13 protein-coding genes are annotated in these 18,209 nt (G+C 38.0%); 7 read left to right on the forward strand and 6 right to left on the reverse strand.

Features of this window, described 5'->3' with window-relative positions:
• Nucleotides 1–515: 515 nt before the first annotated feature.
• Nucleotides 516–1,832, forward strand: coding sequence for a sensor histidine kinase (locus BC008_RS51130; RefSeq protein WP_321170065.1), 1,317 nt, complete (start codon nt 516–518; stop codon nt 1,830–1,832).
• 557 nt (nt 1,833–2,389) lie between these two features.
• Here BC008_RS51130 and BC008_RS03085 read toward each other — a convergent pair.
• The 3 genes from BC008_RS03085 to BC008_RS03095 all read right to left on the reverse strand — a co-directional run bounded on the left by BC008_RS03085 (nt 2,390) and on the right by BC008_RS03095 (nt 6,103).
• Nucleotides 2,390–3,838, reverse strand: coding sequence for a sodium/glutamate symporter (locus BC008_RS03085; protein WP_027845276.1), 1,449 nt, complete (start codon nt 3,836–3,838; stop codon nt 2,390–2,392).
• 166 nt (nt 3,839–4,004) lie between these two features.
• Nucleotides 4,005–4,343: a DUF952 domain-containing protein gene (locus BC008_RS03090; protein WP_027845275.1), complete on the reverse strand. Its 339-nt coding sequence runs from the start codon at nt 4,341–4,343 to the stop codon at nt 4,005–4,007.
• Between the two features lie 356 nt (nt 4,344–4,699).
• Nucleotides 4,700–6,103, reverse strand: a complete 1,404-nt coding sequence (locus BC008_RS03095) for a hypothetical protein (protein WP_235595780.1) — start codon at nt 6,101–6,103, stop codon at nt 4,700–4,702.
• 702 nt (nt 6,104–6,805) lie between these two features.
• On the opposite strand from BC008_RS03095, the gene psaA reads away from it, so the two are divergent.
• The 6 genes from psaA (at nt 6,806) to BC008_RS52015 (ending at nt 15,355) form a co-directional block, all read left to right on the forward strand.
• Nucleotides 6,806–9,070 (forward strand): photosystem I core protein PsaA, encoded by a 2,265-nt coding sequence (gene psaA, locus BC008_RS03100; protein WP_027844781.1) that lies wholly within the window; start codon nt 6,806–6,808, stop codon nt 9,068–9,070.
• A 180-nt stretch (nt 9,071–9,250) separates the two neighbouring features.
• A complete protein-coding gene (gene psaB / locus BC008_RS03105) occupies nt 9,251–11,476 on the forward strand; it encodes a photosystem I core protein PsaB (RefSeq protein WP_027844782.1) in 2,226 nt (741 codons plus the stop codon).
• A gap of 509 nt (nt 11,477–11,985) precedes the next feature.
• Complete coding sequence (locus tag BC008_RS03110) at nt 11,986–13,323, forward strand: ParA family protein (protein WP_058183038.1); 1,338 nt, start codon at nt 11,986–11,988, stop codon at nt 13,321–13,323.
• A 9-nt stretch (nt 13,324–13,332) separates the two neighbouring features.
• Nucleotides 13,333–13,875, forward strand: a complete 543-nt coding sequence (locus tag BC008_RS03115) for a hypothetical protein (protein WP_027844784.1) — start codon at nt 13,333–13,335, stop codon at nt 13,873–13,875.
• A gap of 366 nt (nt 13,876–14,241) precedes the next feature.
• The gene (locus BC008_RS03120) at nt 14,242–15,150 is read left to right on the forward strand and encodes a DNA-methyltransferase (protein WP_027844785.1); all 909 of its coding nucleotides are present in this window, start codon (nt 14,242–14,244) and stop codon (nt 15,148–15,150) included.
• 79 nt (nt 15,151–15,229) lie between these two features.
• Entirely contained in the window at nt 15,230–15,355 is a 126-nt protein-coding gene (locus BC008_RS52015; protein ID WP_268768191.1) for a hypothetical protein, read from the forward strand.
• On the opposite strand, the gene BC008_RS03125 is transcribed toward BC008_RS52015, so the two are convergent.
• From BC008_RS03125 to BC008_RS03135, 3 genes are all read right to left on the reverse strand, one after another.
• Nucleotides 15,343–16,224 carry a nucleoside triphosphate pyrophosphohydrolase family protein gene (locus tag BC008_RS03125; protein WP_027844786.1) on the reverse strand — a complete coding sequence of 294 codons (882 nt, stop codon included), beginning with the start codon at nt 16,222–16,224 and terminating at the stop codon, nt 15,343–15,345. The two genes, BC008_RS52015 and BC008_RS03125, sit on opposite strands and share 13 nt — an antisense overlap.
• Complete coding sequence (locus BC008_RS03130) at nt 16,224–17,366, reverse strand: nucleotide kinase domain-containing protein (protein WP_058183036.1); 1,143 nt, start codon at nt 17,364–17,366, stop codon at nt 16,224–16,226. Before BC008_RS03130 ends, BC008_RS03125 begins: the two co-directional genes overlap by 1 nt.
• Nucleotides 17,367–17,531: 165 nt before the next feature.
• Nucleotides 17,532–18,134 (reverse strand): thymidylate synthase family protein, encoded by a 603-nt coding sequence (locus BC008_RS03135; RefSeq protein ID WP_201026073.1) that lies wholly within the window; start codon nt 18,132–18,134, stop codon nt 17,532–17,534.
• Nucleotides 18,135–18,209: the final 75 nt, after the last annotated feature.

Here is an 18,209-nt window from a genome sequence, read left to right on the forward strand (position 1 = left end):
AACCATAAAATTACTCGTTTTTATAACATTCCATAGCATTATTTGTTTTGTTCAGTAAACTAAAGCTTTCATAAGTTAAATTAGGAAATAATTTCAACCCTAACGATATAATATCTAATGTTTCCCAAATCTTCTTAGTACCTTATAACTGTGACTTATTCTATCGAAAAATATATTGACAAACGAACATTTAAATTTAAAATAGCTGTTGTTTCACCTAATAATATCTATCCAAAGTGATATTTCTCTTCGTTGAATAATTAATGCTTAACTTTGGTAGATTTTTTTTAGTATCTGACGCTATTTTCGTGTAGATTAAAATTTTGTGTTTCCTAGTATTGTATATCGTGATGGTAAAAAATCATAGAGATACTAAATTCCATTTGCCAAAATGGTCAGTTTTAGTCGCATCGAGTCTTGTTGCGATAATTACAAGCATTAGTATTTTTAGCATAAAAAAATGGTCAGATAGAAGTTATAGATCTGAAATATTAGTAATAGAAATAGCTAGGCAATTGAACAGAATTAATGCTCTGGAATTGGAAGCAGTTGCAGAAAATAAAGTAGATGAGTCTAACCTCAAAGAGATAGAAAAAACTCGCGATAATATGACTGCAACAATAAATGCAATCACTCAAATCGATCCAAATCAAGAAAAGCTATATGAAATTCTCGGCTTGTACAAAAAATATAAAAAATTCCAGGATGAACAATTTAAATTAATTGCAGAAAGAAAGATAAAACAGTCAATTAAAATAGACAAAGAAGAGGTAGATCCAACATTTGAAAAAATTGTCGAGAAAATAGATTGTTTAAGCAAAGATTATAAACATCAAAAAGAACAAGCTGACTTCATATCTTACTTAGGGATTTTATCATCTTTAATTTTTGCAGCAGGATCCCTTGGTATTGTATTTTGGCGCTTTAATGCCTCATTGTTAATCCAAACCCAAAAACTAAATCAAGCACTTAGTGAATTACAACAAACACAAAGTCATTTAATTCAAACAGAAAAAATGGCGGGTTTAGGTCAAATGGTCGCTGGGGTAGCACATGAAATTAATAACCCAGCTACTTTTATCTATGGCAATATTAACTATACAAAAACCTATACTAGTCAACTCCTAGAATTAGTCGAACTTTATCAAAAAAATTATCCTGAGTCGAGTTCAGATATTCAGAATATGATTGAAAATATTGAACTGGATTTTTTGAAAGAAGATTTACCCAAGACCCTATCATCAATTCAAAATGGTTCGGAACGAATTCGTCAAATAGTTCTTTCTTTACGAAACTTTTCCCGCTTAGATGAAGCAGAAATAAAGGAAGTCGATCTTCATGCGGGGATAGACAGTACATTACTAATTCTCAGTACCAAATTTATTAAAGAAATTGAAATTATTTGCGATTATGGTGAATTACCACCAGTGGAGTGTTTAGCCGCACAAATAAACCAAGTCTTTATGAATATTCTGAGTAATGCTGCAGATGCTTTACTGGGTGATAAATCAATCTACTCTAAAAAAATTATTATTCATACTGCAAGAATTTCCTTTAACCATATTCAGATAAAAATTGTAGATAACGGTCCTGGTATGAAACAAGAAATTCTCAACAAGATATTCGACCCGTTTTTTACTACTAAACCAGTTGGGAAAGGAACTGGGTTGGGACTTTCGATATCTTATAAAATTATTGAAAAACATCAAGGTAAGATAGCAGTTGATTCTCAACTCAACAAAGGAACTGAGTTCACAATTACTTTACCAATTCGACACAATCAAGATTCTATTCGAGATATAACTCATGACATGGTAGTGAAGTTAACATAAAAAGTAAAATTGGCGTTGGTGAGTGCGTAATGCTTTTGATACAACTATCTACAAAAAATTACTATCTACAAAAAATTAATGTTTCAGTAATTTAATTTCTTGATTAGCATTCTCTATTCAGCAACGCCATAAAATTGCTTAAATCGTAATTCACTATAATTCACTGCACAGTAAATATAAACAATACACCTATGTGCGAAACGTTTGTTATTTTGATATCGAGTGTAGAGTAAAATTGTGGCTAATTCTGTCGATATGCTCAATATAAACTATTGAATATCAAAAACCTGTTATAGTCGTTTATGAGTATCGATGTATAGTATTTCTTCCTGTTTTCTCGAAGAATTTTTCTCTTACAAACTTAACTATCACAGGTTTTTGAATAAATTTTGACGAACTATTTTCGATAAGCGATCATCAGTAAAGAGTTCGAATGGTCTTTAAGAAAATGTTTGGAAATTTATAAATTTCGTGGTCCATTAACCTCTTGCATCTTCCCCAGACATAAGAGCCTATCAGAACTTGATAGATTCCTATCCCACATACCGATATTTACACTAGATGTCATTTTGTGAATCTTTTTGTAGCTCCTTGCAGTTCCAAAAGCCAAAAATTAGCCAAAATCCCAACATCCCCGAGGTCAATAATAAAATCGGAAATGCACCATATCTTGCTATTAACGGTGGTGCAGCTGCAGTAAATAAGCCGCCACCAAGTATTGGTTCAAATAGTAATTGTTTGTAAGCGAAACACTCAAATGCACCGGAACGATTATCTGGATCCACCATTCTTAATAACAATATACCGGTAGAAGTCACTCCCATTGACTGCCCCAGATCTCCCAATCCTCTTTCGTAAGGATAAAAAGGAATCAAACGTGGCGCGAGAAAAATGAAAACGAATATATTCCAAAGAATACCTGCCACTGACAAAATTAATATAGCCGGTAAGTTTTCTCCTAATGCAGTCAAAGAAATTGTGGCTAAAGCAGTGATAATTGTTATGTCTAGTGCTAATCCACCAATTCTCTCCATCAAAGGTCTGCTAATCATGTAGCTGCTACCAACACGCACCACAAGTAATTGGACTATAATTCCCCCGATCAAGGCAATGGGAAACAAAGGAACATAAGGCATCAATCTAAATCCTTCTCCCATCCCCCAGGTAAGTGACTCAATCAAAATTAATGATTGTTGTATCAACCAACCTACAGCAATTGCTAGTCCTACAAAACCAAAATTCAGGGATATTGGATCGATCAATAAATCCCGAAATAGATATTTTCTTGCTATTTCAATATCTGAATGACCTTCTACATTGATCTGATTTTCTTTACTTTGCTCGATATCTAAATCGATCTCTGTTTGGCGTTCTATCTGAATGCGTCCAGTACTTTTTCCCCAATTCATCAACCAAGTCCCAGCAACAATACCACCTACCAGTCCAATGGTGGCTAAGGTTAAGGATAAGTCTTTACCTGCAGGGAAATTCAATTGCTCAAAAGTCTGCGCCATACCTGCAGCGGTTCCATGTCCTCCTTCAAAACCCACCTCGATTAAGGCTGCAGCAATGGGAGGTAACTTAAAAACAGGTGTTAATACGGTGATACTGAGCAATAAACCAATGACATATTGTCCCCACCCTAAAGTTTGTCCAAAAGCTGCTTGGGGAGAAGCCTGACGCCAAATCATTCGCCAACCAGGTATTGATTGTCCCAGAAATAAGGTTGCAAATACTATGTTTATAAAAATACTGGGTGATTGACTCCATACAGTTCGAATTGCTTCGGGGAAAAGTCCATTCGCCCAAGGTGAAGCAGGATTATTGGCTGCAACAATTGCGCCTAAAACACTTGGACCTAATAATAAAGCAATTACGCCTGCGACCAAAGAACTTGGAATATAAAGCGATCGCAAAATTCTAATTCGCTGTCTAATGAAGCGCCCTACAAGAATTAATACAGCGATAAAAATATAAGCCCAGAAAACATCTATGAGTCTAAACATGTTATTTTGCTGTAATTACTGAGAAAGTAATTAAAATCTCTCCCAGGATAGTTTTATCTGCATATCTTTTCTATTTCTTATGAATGCAGATCGCAGATTATATATTATCTACCGCAAATCAGATGATATTTTCTGAAAATTAGTTTATATCCAAGATATTCCAAGGCTAAATATTCGCAGGTAATATAAATGAACCATCTTCACCTGGTTTAAAGTCAATAATCTCTGATACTGCGTCAATATTTAAAGCGCCATAAATATGAGGAAAAACTTCTTCTCCTTCGAGAGCTTCATAACGGATTTCTGGTTTGACTTTACTGGGAATGATGCAAAGAAGTTTTAAATTATGTTGATTTTTGAACAACCGATTGGCGACTTTAACTACTTGCGATCGAGTCGAACAATGGATAAAACCTTCCGACTCCAAGGTATCACCAAGATAAATACCAGTTGATTTTGCTTCTTCCCACACAGTGGATTGGGTAATGTGAAAAATTTGATTCATTTATATTTGATTCATTTATAGCGGATTGCAACTAAGTGAGGTACAGTTCAAAAACTGAAAGTCAGTTATAAAGCAGATTCTACTCCTGACTCCTGTCTTCTGACTCCTGAATTCTGCTGTATATAGGTAATTGAGATATAAGTAATCGAGATATAAGTAATCGAGATACAAGCAATCGAAAAAAATTAATTTGATATTCCAATAGCACAATCTAAAAACATGTACGTACGAATAAATTCTTTATCTACGCCTTTATCTTGACCTATATGGTTTGATTGGAGTGCGCTACTTTACGTCGTAACACACCCCAATATTGAAACATCTACTATGTGCAAATGATATTTGGATGAAAATATTCAGTTAACTGATTTGTCTTCAAGAACAGATGTTTTTTGCTCAGATTGGGGAATAGCTTTAATATCTGCTTTCTCTGACTTAGCAGGTACTTCCGCTTTCTCTGTCACTTTTGTATCAGTTTGAGAATTCGGTTTCAATTCCAATTCAGTTTTAGGTTCTGGTTTAAATTCTTGATTGGACTCCTCAGATTTAATTTTGTCTGGATTAGGTTTCTTCGTTTGAGGTACTGATTCGACTAGGGGAGATTTAATAACTTCTGGTGAAGCTTGCAAAGTTTCTTTTGGTGTTTCTGGCGCGACTGATGGTGCGCTCGGAGACGGAATTACTTTTACCTCAGGTGTTGGAGATGGAATTACTTTTGGTGTAGAAGGTGCTGCGGGTTGAGAAACTGCAGGTTGTTTTGCTTGTTGGGTTTCAACTTCAACTTTCGGTGTTAATTTTGTTGCAGGTGCTCTTTGAGCTTCAACTTTAGGTACTGGCTTAATTGCAGGTGTGGGTTTAGCTACTGGTTCCGTAACCAAATATTTGGGATCGATAATCGAGAGCAATTCGTCAGCTTTGAGTTCGCCTCTAGTAATTTGAGCAAGAGTGTCCTTACCCTTGGGATCGTACGTAATTGTCCTGATGGTACTATTAAAAACATTTTTTACAGGATTACCCTTTCCATCGATAAATTCAAGTTTTACCCAATTTTTACCCGATTTGAAACCTTTGAGATAAAGTGAGTGCCAACGGTCTAAAATGAAACTCTCACCGTTAACAGTACAACGAATTCGCCAATCTCCTATTTTCTCGTTCTCTTTTTCTCGTGCAACTAAATGCAACGGAGCATTCGTTAGGTAAAAGTCTAATAGTATAGGTTCTGCACCATAATCGCCTTCCGGACGAGAATAGGTCAGTAGTGGTAATTGCGGATCTGGATTGTTGCGATCGCTCTTAGTAAAAACATGGAATTTTACTTGGTCATAAGCACCTTCATTTTTAAAGCTTTCATACCAAGGAGTTGATGCAAACACTCGTAAAGTATGAGTCCCTGCGGATAAATTGGAAATCTCCAATGGATGTTCGAGATCGTAAACTTCTTGATATTGCTCGTTATCCAAAATCACCTGCAAATGAGGTCCAAGACCCAACCGGGGATTTTTGAATACAGGTAAATCTTTGACTGAAAATTTAATTTTTAAGGAGTTGTCTTGTAAAACTTCCTCAGGCTTTGGGCTTAAGATTCGGACTTGCGGTTGATGCACCTCCAATTTTTGCTGCAACCTTTGAATAACCACTGGTGGAGAAACTTCTGTAATCTGTTGGGAAAGTTTTCCATGGGTTGTTTGCGAACCTGCATTGATTCGACTCAAATCAACAGACGCATCTTTCCCAGTTGCTTTTCCGCCACATCCTGCCAAATTGACAAGTATTATTAACAAAAGTAAATATTTAAAAAAATTAATATTAATCCTCATTGGAAAAAGTTTTGTTAAGACCTGTTTCCACGGTGAGTTCATTAGTTTTTCCTTACATTTCCAAACACTAATAATCATCTAAATTATTCGTATTAATTTTGTCTGAATTGATTGGTAGCCAAATATAGCCCCAAAGCAGAAATATAGTTCATTTTCTATATCTGGAACTCAAATATAAGATTTTTATTTTTTCCATTGTCATTTTATTCATAGTTTTTTTAACTACATCAGAAAATCAATAACTAAAGAGTAATAAAAGCTTATATCCCGTAAATAGTAGAGCTAGAGCCCAATCAGCTAAATTCTTGATGAGGATTAAATCGAACATTAAGTCAAAACTACAAATTGATAAAAGTTGCGAATTGTTTCTGTTTGTAAATTAAATACAGTAACTATTGACTTTTGCACACCTATTTAAAAGACACAATCAATATTGGACAATCGATCCAGGGATTTTTAATTATTGTTAAAATGTTTCTGACTATGTGGGAGTAAAGCCCTTATAATTCAACTGAAACCACTAATCACAAAAAAATTTTCTTGTGACTCCAGTATATTTATGGAGAAAGTGAAAAGTTTCGCAAACTCAAGAAAGTAACTTGTGAGAAAATTGATTCCTCAATCCTTATCTAGAGAGGAGGTCGAATGACAATTAGTCCTCCAGAGCGAGAGGAAAAGAAAGCTAGAGTTATAGTCGACAAAGATCCAGTACCAACTTCCTTTGAGAAGTGGGCAAAACCAGGTCATTTCGACAGAAGCTTAGGCCGGGGTCCAAAAACCACTACGTGGATTTGGAACCTACATGCGCTCGCCCATGACTTTGATACACATACAAGCGATCTAGAAGATATATCCCGCAAAATCTTCGCTGCTCACTTTGGTCACTTAGCAGTAGTGACATTGTGGCTGAGCGGGATGATATTTCACGGAGCCAAGTTTTCTAACTATGAAGCTTGGTTAAGCGACCCGCTAGGGGTTAAACCCAGCGCTCAAGTCGTTTGGCCCATTGTTGGGCAAGATATTTTAAACGGAGATGTTGGTGGTGGATTCCACGGAATTCAAATCACAAGCGGCATATTCCATGTATGGCGTGGCTGGGGTATTACCAGTTCATTCCAACTCTACTGCACAGCGATTGGTGGTTTAGTATTAGCAGGCTTATTCCTATTTGCAGGCTGGTTCCACTACCACAAACGCGCACCAAAACTGGAATGGTTCCAGAACGTAGAGTCCATGTTGAATCACCACTTGGCAGTATTGCTTGGTTGTGGTTCTTTGGGTTGGGCAGGTCACTTGATTCACGTGTCCGCACCTACAAATAAGTTGTTGGATGCGGGAGTAGCTCTCAAGGATATTCCCTTACCTCATGAATTGATACTCAATAAAGAGTTGTTAACCGACCTTTATCCCGGTTTTGTTAATGGGTTAACACCTTTCTTTACCTTAGACTGGGGACAATATGCAGATTTTCTCACCTTCAAAGGTGGTTTGAACCCAGTTACAGGTAGCTTGTGGATGACAGATATTGCCCATCACCACTTGGCGATCGCGGTAGTATTTATCGTCGCAGGTCACATGTACCGTACCAATTGGGGTATTGGTCACAGCATCAAAGAAATTCTCGAAAATCATAAAGGTCCCTTCACCGGTCAAGGTCACAAGGGTCTTTATGAAGTTTTGACCACATCTTGGCATGCTCAGTTGGCAATTAACCTTGCAATGCTAGGTTCTTTGACAATTATTGTGGCGCACCACATGTACTCCATGCCTCCATATCCATACTTGGCTACTGACTATGCAACTCAGTTGTGCCTATTTACTCATCACATGTGGATTGGTGGTTTCTTAATTGTTGGTGGTGCTGCTCATGGAGCCATATTCATGGTGCGGGATTACGATCCAGTAGTTAACCAAGACAACTTACTAGATCGGGTTATCCGTCATCGGGATGCAATTATTTCCCACCTCAACTGGGTATGTATTTTCCTAGGCTTCCATAGCTTTGGTTTGTACATCCATAACGACACTATGCGTGCCTTGGGTCGTCCCCAAGACATGTTCTCTGACGCCGCAATTCAATTGCAGCCAGTGTTTGCTCAGTGGGTACAGAATATCCACACAATGGCTCCTGGTATTGGTGGTACAGCACCCAACGCATTAGCAACTGTATCTCATGCTTTTGGTGGTGGTGTTGTAGCGGTAGGTGGCAAAGTAGCAATGATGCCCATTGCTTTGGGTACAGCTGACTTTATGGTGCACCACATTCACGCGTTCACCATTCACGTTACCGTTTTAATCCTGCTTAAAGGTGTTTTATATGCCCGGAGTTCTCGTCTGATTCCAGACAAAGGAAACTTGGGCTTCCGCTTCCCCTGCGACGGTCCTGGTCGTGGTGGTACTTGTCAAGTATCTGGATGGGATCACGTATTCCTCGGACTATTCTGGATGTATAACTGCCTCTCAGTTGTAATTTTCCACTTTAGTTGGAAGATGCAATCTGATGTTTGGGGTACTGTAGACGCATCTGGCAATGTGTCTCATATCACTTACGGAAACTTTGCTCAAAGTGCGATCACTATCAACGGCTGGTTACGCGACTTCTTATGGGCACAAGCTGCACAGGTAATTAACTCCTATGGCAGTCCACTTTCAGGCTACGGTCTGATGTTCTTGGGCGCTCACTTTATTTGGGCATTCAGCTTGATGTTCTTATTCAGTGGTCGTGGCTACTGGCAAGAATTGATTGAATCCATTGTTTGGGCTCACAATAAATTAAAGGTAGCACCTGCGATTCAACCTCGCGCTTTGAGTATTACTCAAGGTCGTGCAGTAGGATTGGCACACTATCTTTTAGGAGGAATTGCAACAACTTGGGCATTCTTCCACGCACACATACTTTCAGTAGGCTGACAATTGGCTTTATGAGTTTGAGTGATGGGTTTTGGGTCATAAAACTTTTGAATATTAGTGATAGATGGTAAAACATCACAAACTATTAAATTTCAACTGTTAAAACTCAAAACTCAAAACTCAAAACTCCTAGAAAAGCTTAAATCAAATGGCTATCATGTCTGAGGATTTATAAAACCTATGGCGACAAAATTTCCAAAATTTAGCCAGGATCTCGCACAGGATCCGACTACGCGTCGGATTTGGTATGCGATGGCTATGGGAAATGATTTTGAAAGCCATGATGGCATGACCGAAGAGAATCTTTATCAAAAGATTTTTGCAACACACTTCGGTCATCTGGCAATCATTTTCCTGTGGGCATCCAGCCTCCTGTTCCACGTTGCTTGGCAAGGTAACTTTGAACAGTGGATTAAAGATCCTCTTCACATCCGTCCCATTGCTCACGCAATTTGGGATCCCCACTTTGGTAAACCAGCAATTGAAGCTTTTACCCAAGGTGGAGCAAGCAATCCTGTTAATATTGCTTACTCTGGTGTTTACCACTGGTGGTACACCATTGGCATGCGAACCAACAACGACCTTTACACAGGTTCGGTATTCTTACTGCTCCTAGCTTCAGTATTGTTGTTCGCAGGTTGGTTGCACTTGCAACCCAAGTTCCGTCCTAGTCTCTCTTGGTTCAAGAGCGCTGAGCCTCGTCTAAATCACCACCTAGCTGGTCTTTTTGGTGTTAGCTCCTTAGCTTGGACTGGTCACTTGGTTCACGTTGCTATCCCCGAATCTCGTGGTGTCCACGTAGGCTGGGATAACTTCTTGAGTACACCACCACATCCAGCAGGTTTACAACCCTTCTTTACCGGGAACTGGGGCGTTTATGCTCAAAATCCCGATACAGCAAGCCACATCTTTGGTACCTCCCAAGGTGCTGGTACTGCAATTTTGACCTTCTTGGGTGGATTCCATCCCCAGACCGAGTCATTGTGGTTGACCGATATGGCTCACCACCACCTCGCGATCGCAGTTCTCTTTATCGTTGCTGGTCACATGTACCGGACAAACTTCGGTATTGGTCACAACATCAAAGAGATGCTTAACGCCAAAACATTCTTTGGCAATAAGAGCGAAGGTCAATTCAACTTGCCTCACCAAGGGCTGTACGATACCATCAACAATTCGCTACACTTCCAGTTGTCTTTGGCACTGGCATCTTTGGGAACAATTTGCTCCCTAGTAGCGCAACACATGTACTCTCTGCCTCCCTACGCATTTATATCTAGGGATTACACCACACAGGCAGCTCTGTACACCCACCACCAGTACATTGCAGTTTTCTTGATGACTGGTGCTTTTGCCCACGCTGCGATTTTCTGGGTTCGTGACTACGACCCCGAACAAAACAAGGGCAACGTATTAGACCGCGTGTTAAAGCATAAAGAAGCGATTATCTCCCACTTAAGCTGGGTATCTCTCTTCCTAGGCTTCCACACTTTAGGTTTGTACGTACACAATGACGTAGTAGTTGCCTTCGGCACACCTGAGAAACAAATCTTGATTGAGCCGGTATTTGCTCAGTTCATTCAAGCTGCTCACGGTAAGGTGTTATACGGCATGGATACTTTACTGTCTAACGCTGACAGTATTGCTTATACTGCTTATCCTAACTACGGCAACGTTTGGTTGAGTGGTTGGTTGGATGCCATCAACAATGGTTCTAACTCTCTATTCTTAACCATTGGACCTGGTGACTTTTTAGTACACCACGCCTTTGCTTTAGCAATTCACACCACAGTTCTAGTACTTGTAAAAGGTGCTTTAGATGCTCGTGGTTCCAAGCTGATGCCCGATAAAAAGGATTTCGGCTATGCATTCCCTTGTGATGGTCCTGGTCGTGGCGGTACTTGTGATATCTCCGCTTGGGACTCCTTCTATCTAGCTCTGTTCTGGTCATTAAATACAGTTGGATGGGTAACATTCTACTGGCACTGGAAACACCTGGGTGTATGGCAAGGAAACGTGGCACAGTTTAATGAGAACTCCACATATCTCATGGGCTGGTTCCGCGATTATCTGTGGGCAAACTCTGCTCAGTTGATTAACGGGTACAACCCCTACGGCATGAATAACCTGTCTGTCTGGGCATGGATGTTCTTATTCGGACACCTAGTTTGGGCAACTGGCTTCATGTTCTTAATCTCCTGGAGAGGTTACTGGCAAGAGTTAATTGAAACCTTGGTTTGGGCACACGAGCGTACTCCTTTGGCGAACTTAGTTCGTTGGAAAGACAAGCCCGTTGCTTTATCCATCGTTCAAGCGCGTGTAGTTGGTCTAGCTCACTTTGCAGTTGGTTATGTACTGACGTATGCCGCCTTCCTCATAGCTTCAACGGCTGGTAAGTTTGGTTAGTCCTGCTGCTAGTGGTTTAGGTTATTAAAGAATCCCCTGCCTGAGGTAGGGGATTTTTTATGCAATGATTTTTTGTACAATTAATTGTGATATTGAGCTCAACTCAAAATTCAAAATAGATATAGCACTACCTGCAAGTAATACCAATTTGGAAAAATAATGAGACGGATATATTTTGTAGAGACCTTGCGTGCAAGATCTCTACCGAAGGATATGTTGCAATTATTTATTTAATCGGTATAAGGAGTAAACTCTCACAAATCATAGCTTTTTAATTTTGACTTTATTTTATTACCTTCTAATTAAAGCTAGCTGATATCCTGTTATGTAGTATGGTTTTAGCAAATGCTTAGAAAAAGACTCTAAATTTAATCGAATATTATATCAAAATATTAGAAATTAAAGTTTTTATTTAATTGTTTTGGGATATTGATAACACAATGAAGGCATATTACATACAGAATAGCTTTAAAATGTTTTTTGCTTGCTAAACCTGTATATCTAATAGTATGTCTCAAATTTCATCTGAGTGGAACAATGAAGCATATGTGTCTTTGCATTTAGTTCAAAAAATGCTACAAATGGCTGGTTTACCAGCAAAGAGTGGTTATTCTCATTGGTATCCAGAGTTTAAAATAAAAAAGTTAAGAAATTGTCGAAAAAAATGGTGGGTAGATTTTTATATTGAGGACTTAAACAGATATATTAATTTTTTAGTTGAAATTAAAAGTGCAATTGCTCGGATAGATGATAGTGCTCGTTATCAATTATATACATACCTAAATTATTCAAATACTCGGTTTGGGCTATTGATAGATCCTTTCCGACTAGAAGTATATGAATTAACTAATGGTCAATTTAATTTAATTACCAAGCATACTATTAAAGATCCAACTAGAGTAGAACCTATTGCTGAGTTTCTACGTGATTTCTTATTTACAATTAATATGCGTACAATTTCTATTCATACCTCAAAAGGTGGGGTTGGTAAAACAACTTTGGTTATTAATCTTGCTTTTGAATTAGCAAAACAAGGTAATAGAGTTTTAGTTGTTGATTTAGATGATCAAGCAAATGCAAGCTTAGTCTTAGGAGTTAATAGAGCGGATGAAATCGACAATGCTTCTAGCTTAGAAGAAGTCGAACAAATTCTTGATGATTTTGCTGGGAGAAAAGAATTAATTGACTTTTTGAAAGCAGATAAAGGTCTTGGGTTTAACTATATGGACTATGTTTATAGCAGTCAATTTAATAAATATATTAACTATTATATTTGGGGTATAAACGGAAAAATAGATGTGATTCCTGGTAGCTATAGAACAAAAGATGCTGAAATTGGTAGTAGACCTTATCGTCAAGAGTTACTTAACAAGGGACTTCAAAAGTCAGATATAGCCAAAGATTATGATTACGTCATCATCGATACTCCTCCAAGTTATACAGATATTACTTGGAATGGAGTGTGTGCGGCTCAATATATGGTGATTCCATCTCAGATGGAATATCTTTCAGCTTACGGAATAAATAATCCAATCAAGCAAGTCAAAGAAATCGAGCAAAACACAGAGGGTAAAAGGGGTAAAATAATCGGCATTGTTCCTTTTATGACTCGAGGGACTAATTTAAATAGAACAATGAAGGAATTGATAAAGAATCGCTTTGAACGTCAAAATATTTCAATGCTCCAGGAAATTCAACATTCCACCTATGTGGGTGAAGCATTGAAAGCTCGTCAACCAATGTCTGTGTATGCAGAAAAGACCGGAAAGGGAAAAAATGTAGCTTATCAATTTATCAGCTTAACTCAGGAAATCATCAGAATAATTAATACTATTGAGAAAAACTGAGTAAGTAAAATGCCTGATTTATATAAAGGTATAGAATGTAAGCCTTATCTGATTTCCCTCAGTCAAATCGAAGTCTTTCAAAAAGATTCTGGTACTTCTCCATGGATGTTAGAGAAAATTTCCAGTTCTTGGAAGGATGAATTTAACTGTAACTTTGCTCTTCCGTTAGTTTGCTTGACAGATAGAGAAGATACATATCATCTGCTTACTGGACTTGCGATTTATGAAGCCGCAAAATTTGCTAATATCGAACAAATTTGGGTATTTATTATTGCTGCACAGCAAGCAGTAATTGGGAAGGCTATAGAACAAGTAACACTACAATCAAAACTTAATCAAAGAGTCATAGAACCATCTGACGTGGAAGATTTTTTAAGTTTTCTCAATCACAGCGATAAATCTACTTTGATGAGCATCCCTGGAATTAAAGATGGGTATGCCAAGCTGATACTAGATAATCGTAAATATAATTCCCTTGAAGATTTAAAACATCGTTTGGGAGTTAAACGAACTTTAAAGTGGTTAAAAGCATATAAGGAACCCAAGGTTTAATATTTATTTTGAGGAAGCACTTATTTTAAGGGAGCAAGTCTGTCGAACAGATCTGCTTTTAATTTTGCCGGGTACAGTGGTAGTAGTAAGTAGAAAATAAAGCGAGGGGTAAAATTTAATTCATCCTTGTGATTATGAAATAGCGACAAGTACTGCAAATTTTTGAATCAATTTGAGAATAAATGTAAAATAAAAGCTAAAGTTATTAATATTGCCAATACATAATTTTATTTACTTAGGTTCAAAGTATGAGAGTCATTCCTTTTCAGCTCACTTCAAGTCTTGGGTAATTTGAAAAAAAAATATTTTGTCCCCAAAACAAGCTATAAATATAACACTGAGAAGGTTTTCTAAAAGTTACAAGCCTTGAAACAGGAAGACACAAATCCACAAAACAAAATAAACTTTACAGCTTACTATAGTAAGGATTACGGCAATGTATATTTAGGTAACACTCTCGAATTAATTAAGTTTATCCCTGACGACAGTGTCAACTTAATTTTAACTTCGCCTCCCTTTGCGCTCACGAGAAAAAAAGAATATGGCAATGAAAGTGCAGAAAAATATATAGAATGGTTTTTACCTTTTGCTCGTGAATTCAAACGAGTCCTTGCTCCAGATGGTTCATTTGTATTGGACTTAGGTGGTGCGTATCTTCCAGGTTTTCCGGTTCGTAGTATCTATCAATACGAACTTTTAGTCACATTGTGTAAGGAAGTTGGATTTTACCTCGCCCAAGAATTTTATCATTACAATCCATCTCGACTTCCAACTCCAGCAGAGTGGGTGACTGTACGGCGAATTCGGGTTAAAGACTCAGTAAACGTAGTTTGGTGGTTATCAAAAACTCCTCACCCCAAAGCTAACAATAGAAAAGTTTTAAAGCCCTATAGCAAAAGCATGAAGCAATTACTCAAACGCGGCTATAAGGCTAAATTACGTCCTAGCGGTCATGATATTTCGAATAAATTCCAAAAGGATAACCAAGGTGCAATTCCACCTAACTTGCTAGAACTTGCTAATACCGAGTCAAACAGCGCTTATTTGCGTCGCTGTAAGCAAGAAGGAGTTAAACCTCATCCTGCACGTTTTCCTTCAGCTTTTGCAGAATTCTTTATTAAATTTGTGACTGATGAAGGTGATGTGGTACTGGATCCATTCTCTGGTTCGAATACTACAGGTTTTGTTGCAGAGACGTTAAAACGTCGGTGGACATCTTTTGAGATCAACGAGGATTACATCCTTGGTAGTCGTTATCGGTTTGAAGATATTTAGATGTTGTGATTTTCAAGTGCATACGTCTAAATCATTCACTATCTCACGATTAGCGCTACCGAAGAATTTAAAGTTGCTGATGCGATCACGTCCACAAGAGATTCTCCCCTGGAAATTTTTCTATTTGGGGAGATCTCAAGACTACATTTACATTTATGTTCGCAACGAAATTTACCGACTGGCGATCGCTCGTCATTTTCCTTGATAGGATATAAAACCTGCATCCATGTCAACAAAAATTCTACCTCCAAGATTTTTCTCTGCTTGTCGCCAGACTTCATAACCCATAAGGATTGCTCTCTCCCAATCACTGAGGGAACATTGAGAAATTTCTAAATCTAAGGTCATATTTTTGATTGTTTTTAGCAGTTCGTAATCTATTGCTTTAACTCCCTCTAAGAACTCGTGATTTTTAGCATAGCTAAACACAAGTGCTGAGATACCTTCCTCAATAGCTGTAGCGCGACCACCGTCTTCTACTTCGTCAAAGAGGCGATCGCTTTTTCGCTTGCGTCCAAGAAGTTTACGAATTACTGGGGACCAACCTAAAACTGCGACGTAGGAAAGATGGAAAATATCATGAAAGCGGTACCCATCGCTGGAGTAGCAGTTATCAGTTAGGTCATTTCCAACTTGTTTTCCGTTAATAAATAGTTTTATTTTCACAGAATTGTTTTCGCGGACCTCAATAATGTTTACTTCAAACTGACGTAGTAAGCGTTCTTGTTCGGAAAAGTCTTTGTCGAAGAAATAACCTTTAGTTTGAGTATCTTTCCCTTTGGTTCCCCAACGATTAAGACACTTTTTCAAATTACCTTCTGCAATTTCTTGTAAATTAAGGTCAAACTTACTTGTTACATTGGCAATATACCAAAGTAAATCTCCTAACTCTTCTGCTATACCCTCTTTGAAAAGCTTGTGAGCACTTCCATCTCGTAGATGTTTTTTATACTCAGTCAAAAGTGAACCAGCTTCACCGACTAAACCCAGTAAAGGTACGATAACGTCATTTTCTGTGCCACTGGGAACTTGGTCAGTCTTCAGTGCTTGTTGTTGATATTTGTGAAAGTCCATTATCCACTCCTTTGATTAAAACTTTGTTTCGATGAGAATTTGGTTATTTTGGATTCTTGAATAGCTTGGTTAATTCCCCAATTAGGTGGATACCAACAATCGAAGGGTTGAGAATTGGCTGAATATTTCTGTTTGATGCGAGTTCGACCAGATATTCCCGATATTTCTGGATGTTTAATTCGGGCGTACTTATCGACTTCGCAAAATAGATTTTGGCAGTCAATTAGTTGTAGTGGGCGTCCCCAAAGAGATTTAAAATCAAGCTCTAATCGCTTGAATTCAGACTCTTGGTTATCTGCCATATATCTGATAATGTCTGTTTCCTTGAGACCACCCAAATCAGAAAAACATTTGCGGATACCATCTAATGCACCGGGACCAGGAATTACAAACTCCATTTCGCTAAAGTTGGTAATCTCGCTGTAGTTAATATCGGTAATAAACTGATACGCCAAAAAATTTCCAATCGTTGGATATTTGAGCAGTAACTCGAAACCTCGCTGCATTGAAGATGCATCTGCAAGCTGTTTTGACAGTTCATCGCCCATCATCTTTTCGATTAACTTAAGATGATTGCGGTGCTTGGTAGTGTACCCGAGAATTTTACCGCCTGAAGGCATGATGTATGCTGCAGAATATATCCTTTTGCCTGACTCCATTGCTTCTGTCAGAACTTTGTCATAGCGTTCAAAAGAATAGTCAGCATAAACGATTTGACCAAGATGATGTTCCAGAAGCTCCCAAGTTTTAATTTTGTTAAAAATCTTGAAGAGAATAATTCTAAAGAAAACCTCCTCCTTAGAAGTTGGTAAGTCCGAGCGGTAGATAACGTGGCGAATCAAGTATTGGCTTGTGCGATCGCTAGCCCGATAGGCATTGGTAAACTTGTAGCTAGAAAGTATTTGGTCTTTAGTCCAAGGCATTGATGCATTTTGTAATTTCTTAAAAAATATCTTTTGCCTTTCGGCGGCGAACAGCCAGTAAGTATCGAATACAACTGTAGGTTTAGCAGACAAACGCTTTGAAATGATGGTGGGTATTGGAGTAAATTTTGGTTTTCCCCCAAGGTTACCAAGCTCCAAATTTAGTTGTAAATTCTGCTTATCTTTTTCTTTAACCTGCTTCTGATTTTTAATTCCCATGTTGCAAGGCGATGAGCATCTACTCTATATAAGATGAATGCTCATAAGCTTATCTGTCCATGGGGTTAATCTCAATTTTTTTGCAAGGACATAATTTTTTGTAGAGGTGGGACAGGTGCTGTTCTATCCACCAAGAATTTCAAAAAGCATCAGATTTATTCCTATCTATGATTCAGTTTTTGATTGTAAGGCTTTGCGAACCGCCTCTTTAAGTGGTGTTATTACAGGTGATGTTTTTCCAATTTTTTTTCCGTTGATTTCTTCGTCCAACTTTGCTACGCCAACAAAACAGTTCATGCGCTCAAATTTCAGTCCCATTTCATGAGCCATAAAATTACCCAACTTACAAAGACCTAAATAATTACCATAGGCTTTGCTAAGTATTTGTTGAGTTGCGTAAAAAGCATTAAGAACTAAGGTTTTATCCTTATTGTTTGGCACAAAGCTGATATGTCCTAGACAAGGAAAGCCTAACTGTGCATTCCGAACGTGGTCTCGCGCTGGATCAAAAATAGATGCTTGAAACATACTTCTTCTAACTTTAGGGCGTGATGTATACTCAGAAATAATGTGTTCTAGCTGGTTACCATTGTGAGGACATGAGTCGAAAGCAATAAGTCTTTCAAAATAAAGACAAGGACGGTATTTATTTTCAACAGCTTTTATCTTAGGAAGGTCGTCAATATAATTTTGAAAAAATTCTTGACGATTGTGCTTAAAAATTTCCCACATAGAAGCAGGGAATATTGTTTCAGAAACGAATGGCACTAAGAAAAGCTGGAACCCTTGTGGTTTAAACAGTCTGTAATTGCTTATTTAATTCATGCCGTGGTTTTGTCATCA

Origin of the sequence: Mastigocoleus testarum BC008 (assembly GCF_001456025.1) — a bacterium.
Lineage (GTDB): Bacteria > Cyanobacteriota > Cyanobacteriia > Cyanobacteriales > Nostocaceae > Mastigocoleus > Mastigocoleus testarum.

Coding starts and splice junctions, on each gene's coding strand:
- BC008_RS52015 (WP_268768191.1), top strand. CDS start 15,230: ATGCGATCACGTCCACAAGAGATTCTCCCCTGGAAATTTTTCTATTTG.
- psaB (WP_027844782.1), top strand. CDS start 9,251: ATGGCGACAAAATTTCCAAAATTTAGCCAGGATCTCGCACAGGATCCG.
- BC008_RS03115 (WP_027844784.1), top strand. CDS start 13,333: ATGCCTGATTTATATAAAGGTATAGAATGTAAGCCTTATCTGATTTCC.
- BC008_RS03085 (WP_027845276.1), bottom strand. CDS start 3,838: ATGTTTAGACTCATAGATGTTTTCTGGGCTTATATTTTTATCGCTGTA.
- BC008_RS03090 (WP_027845275.1), bottom strand. CDS start 4,343: ATGAATCAAATTTTTCACATTACCCAATCCACTGTGTGGGAAGAAGCA.
- psaA (WP_027844781.1), top strand. CDS start 6,806: ATGACAATTAGTCCTCCAGAGCGAGAGGAAAAGAAAGCTAGAGTTATA.
- BC008_RS03110 (WP_058183038.1), top strand. CDS start 11,986: ATGTCTCAAATTTCATCTGAGTGGAACAATGAAGCATATGTGTCTTTG.
- BC008_RS03130 (WP_058183036.1), bottom strand. CDS start 17,366: ATGGGAATTAAAAATCAGAAGCAGGTTAAAGAAAAAGATAAGCAGAAT.
- BC008_RS03125 (WP_027844786.1), bottom strand. CDS start 16,224: ATGGACTTTCACAAATATCAACAACAAGCACTGAAGACTGACCAAGTT.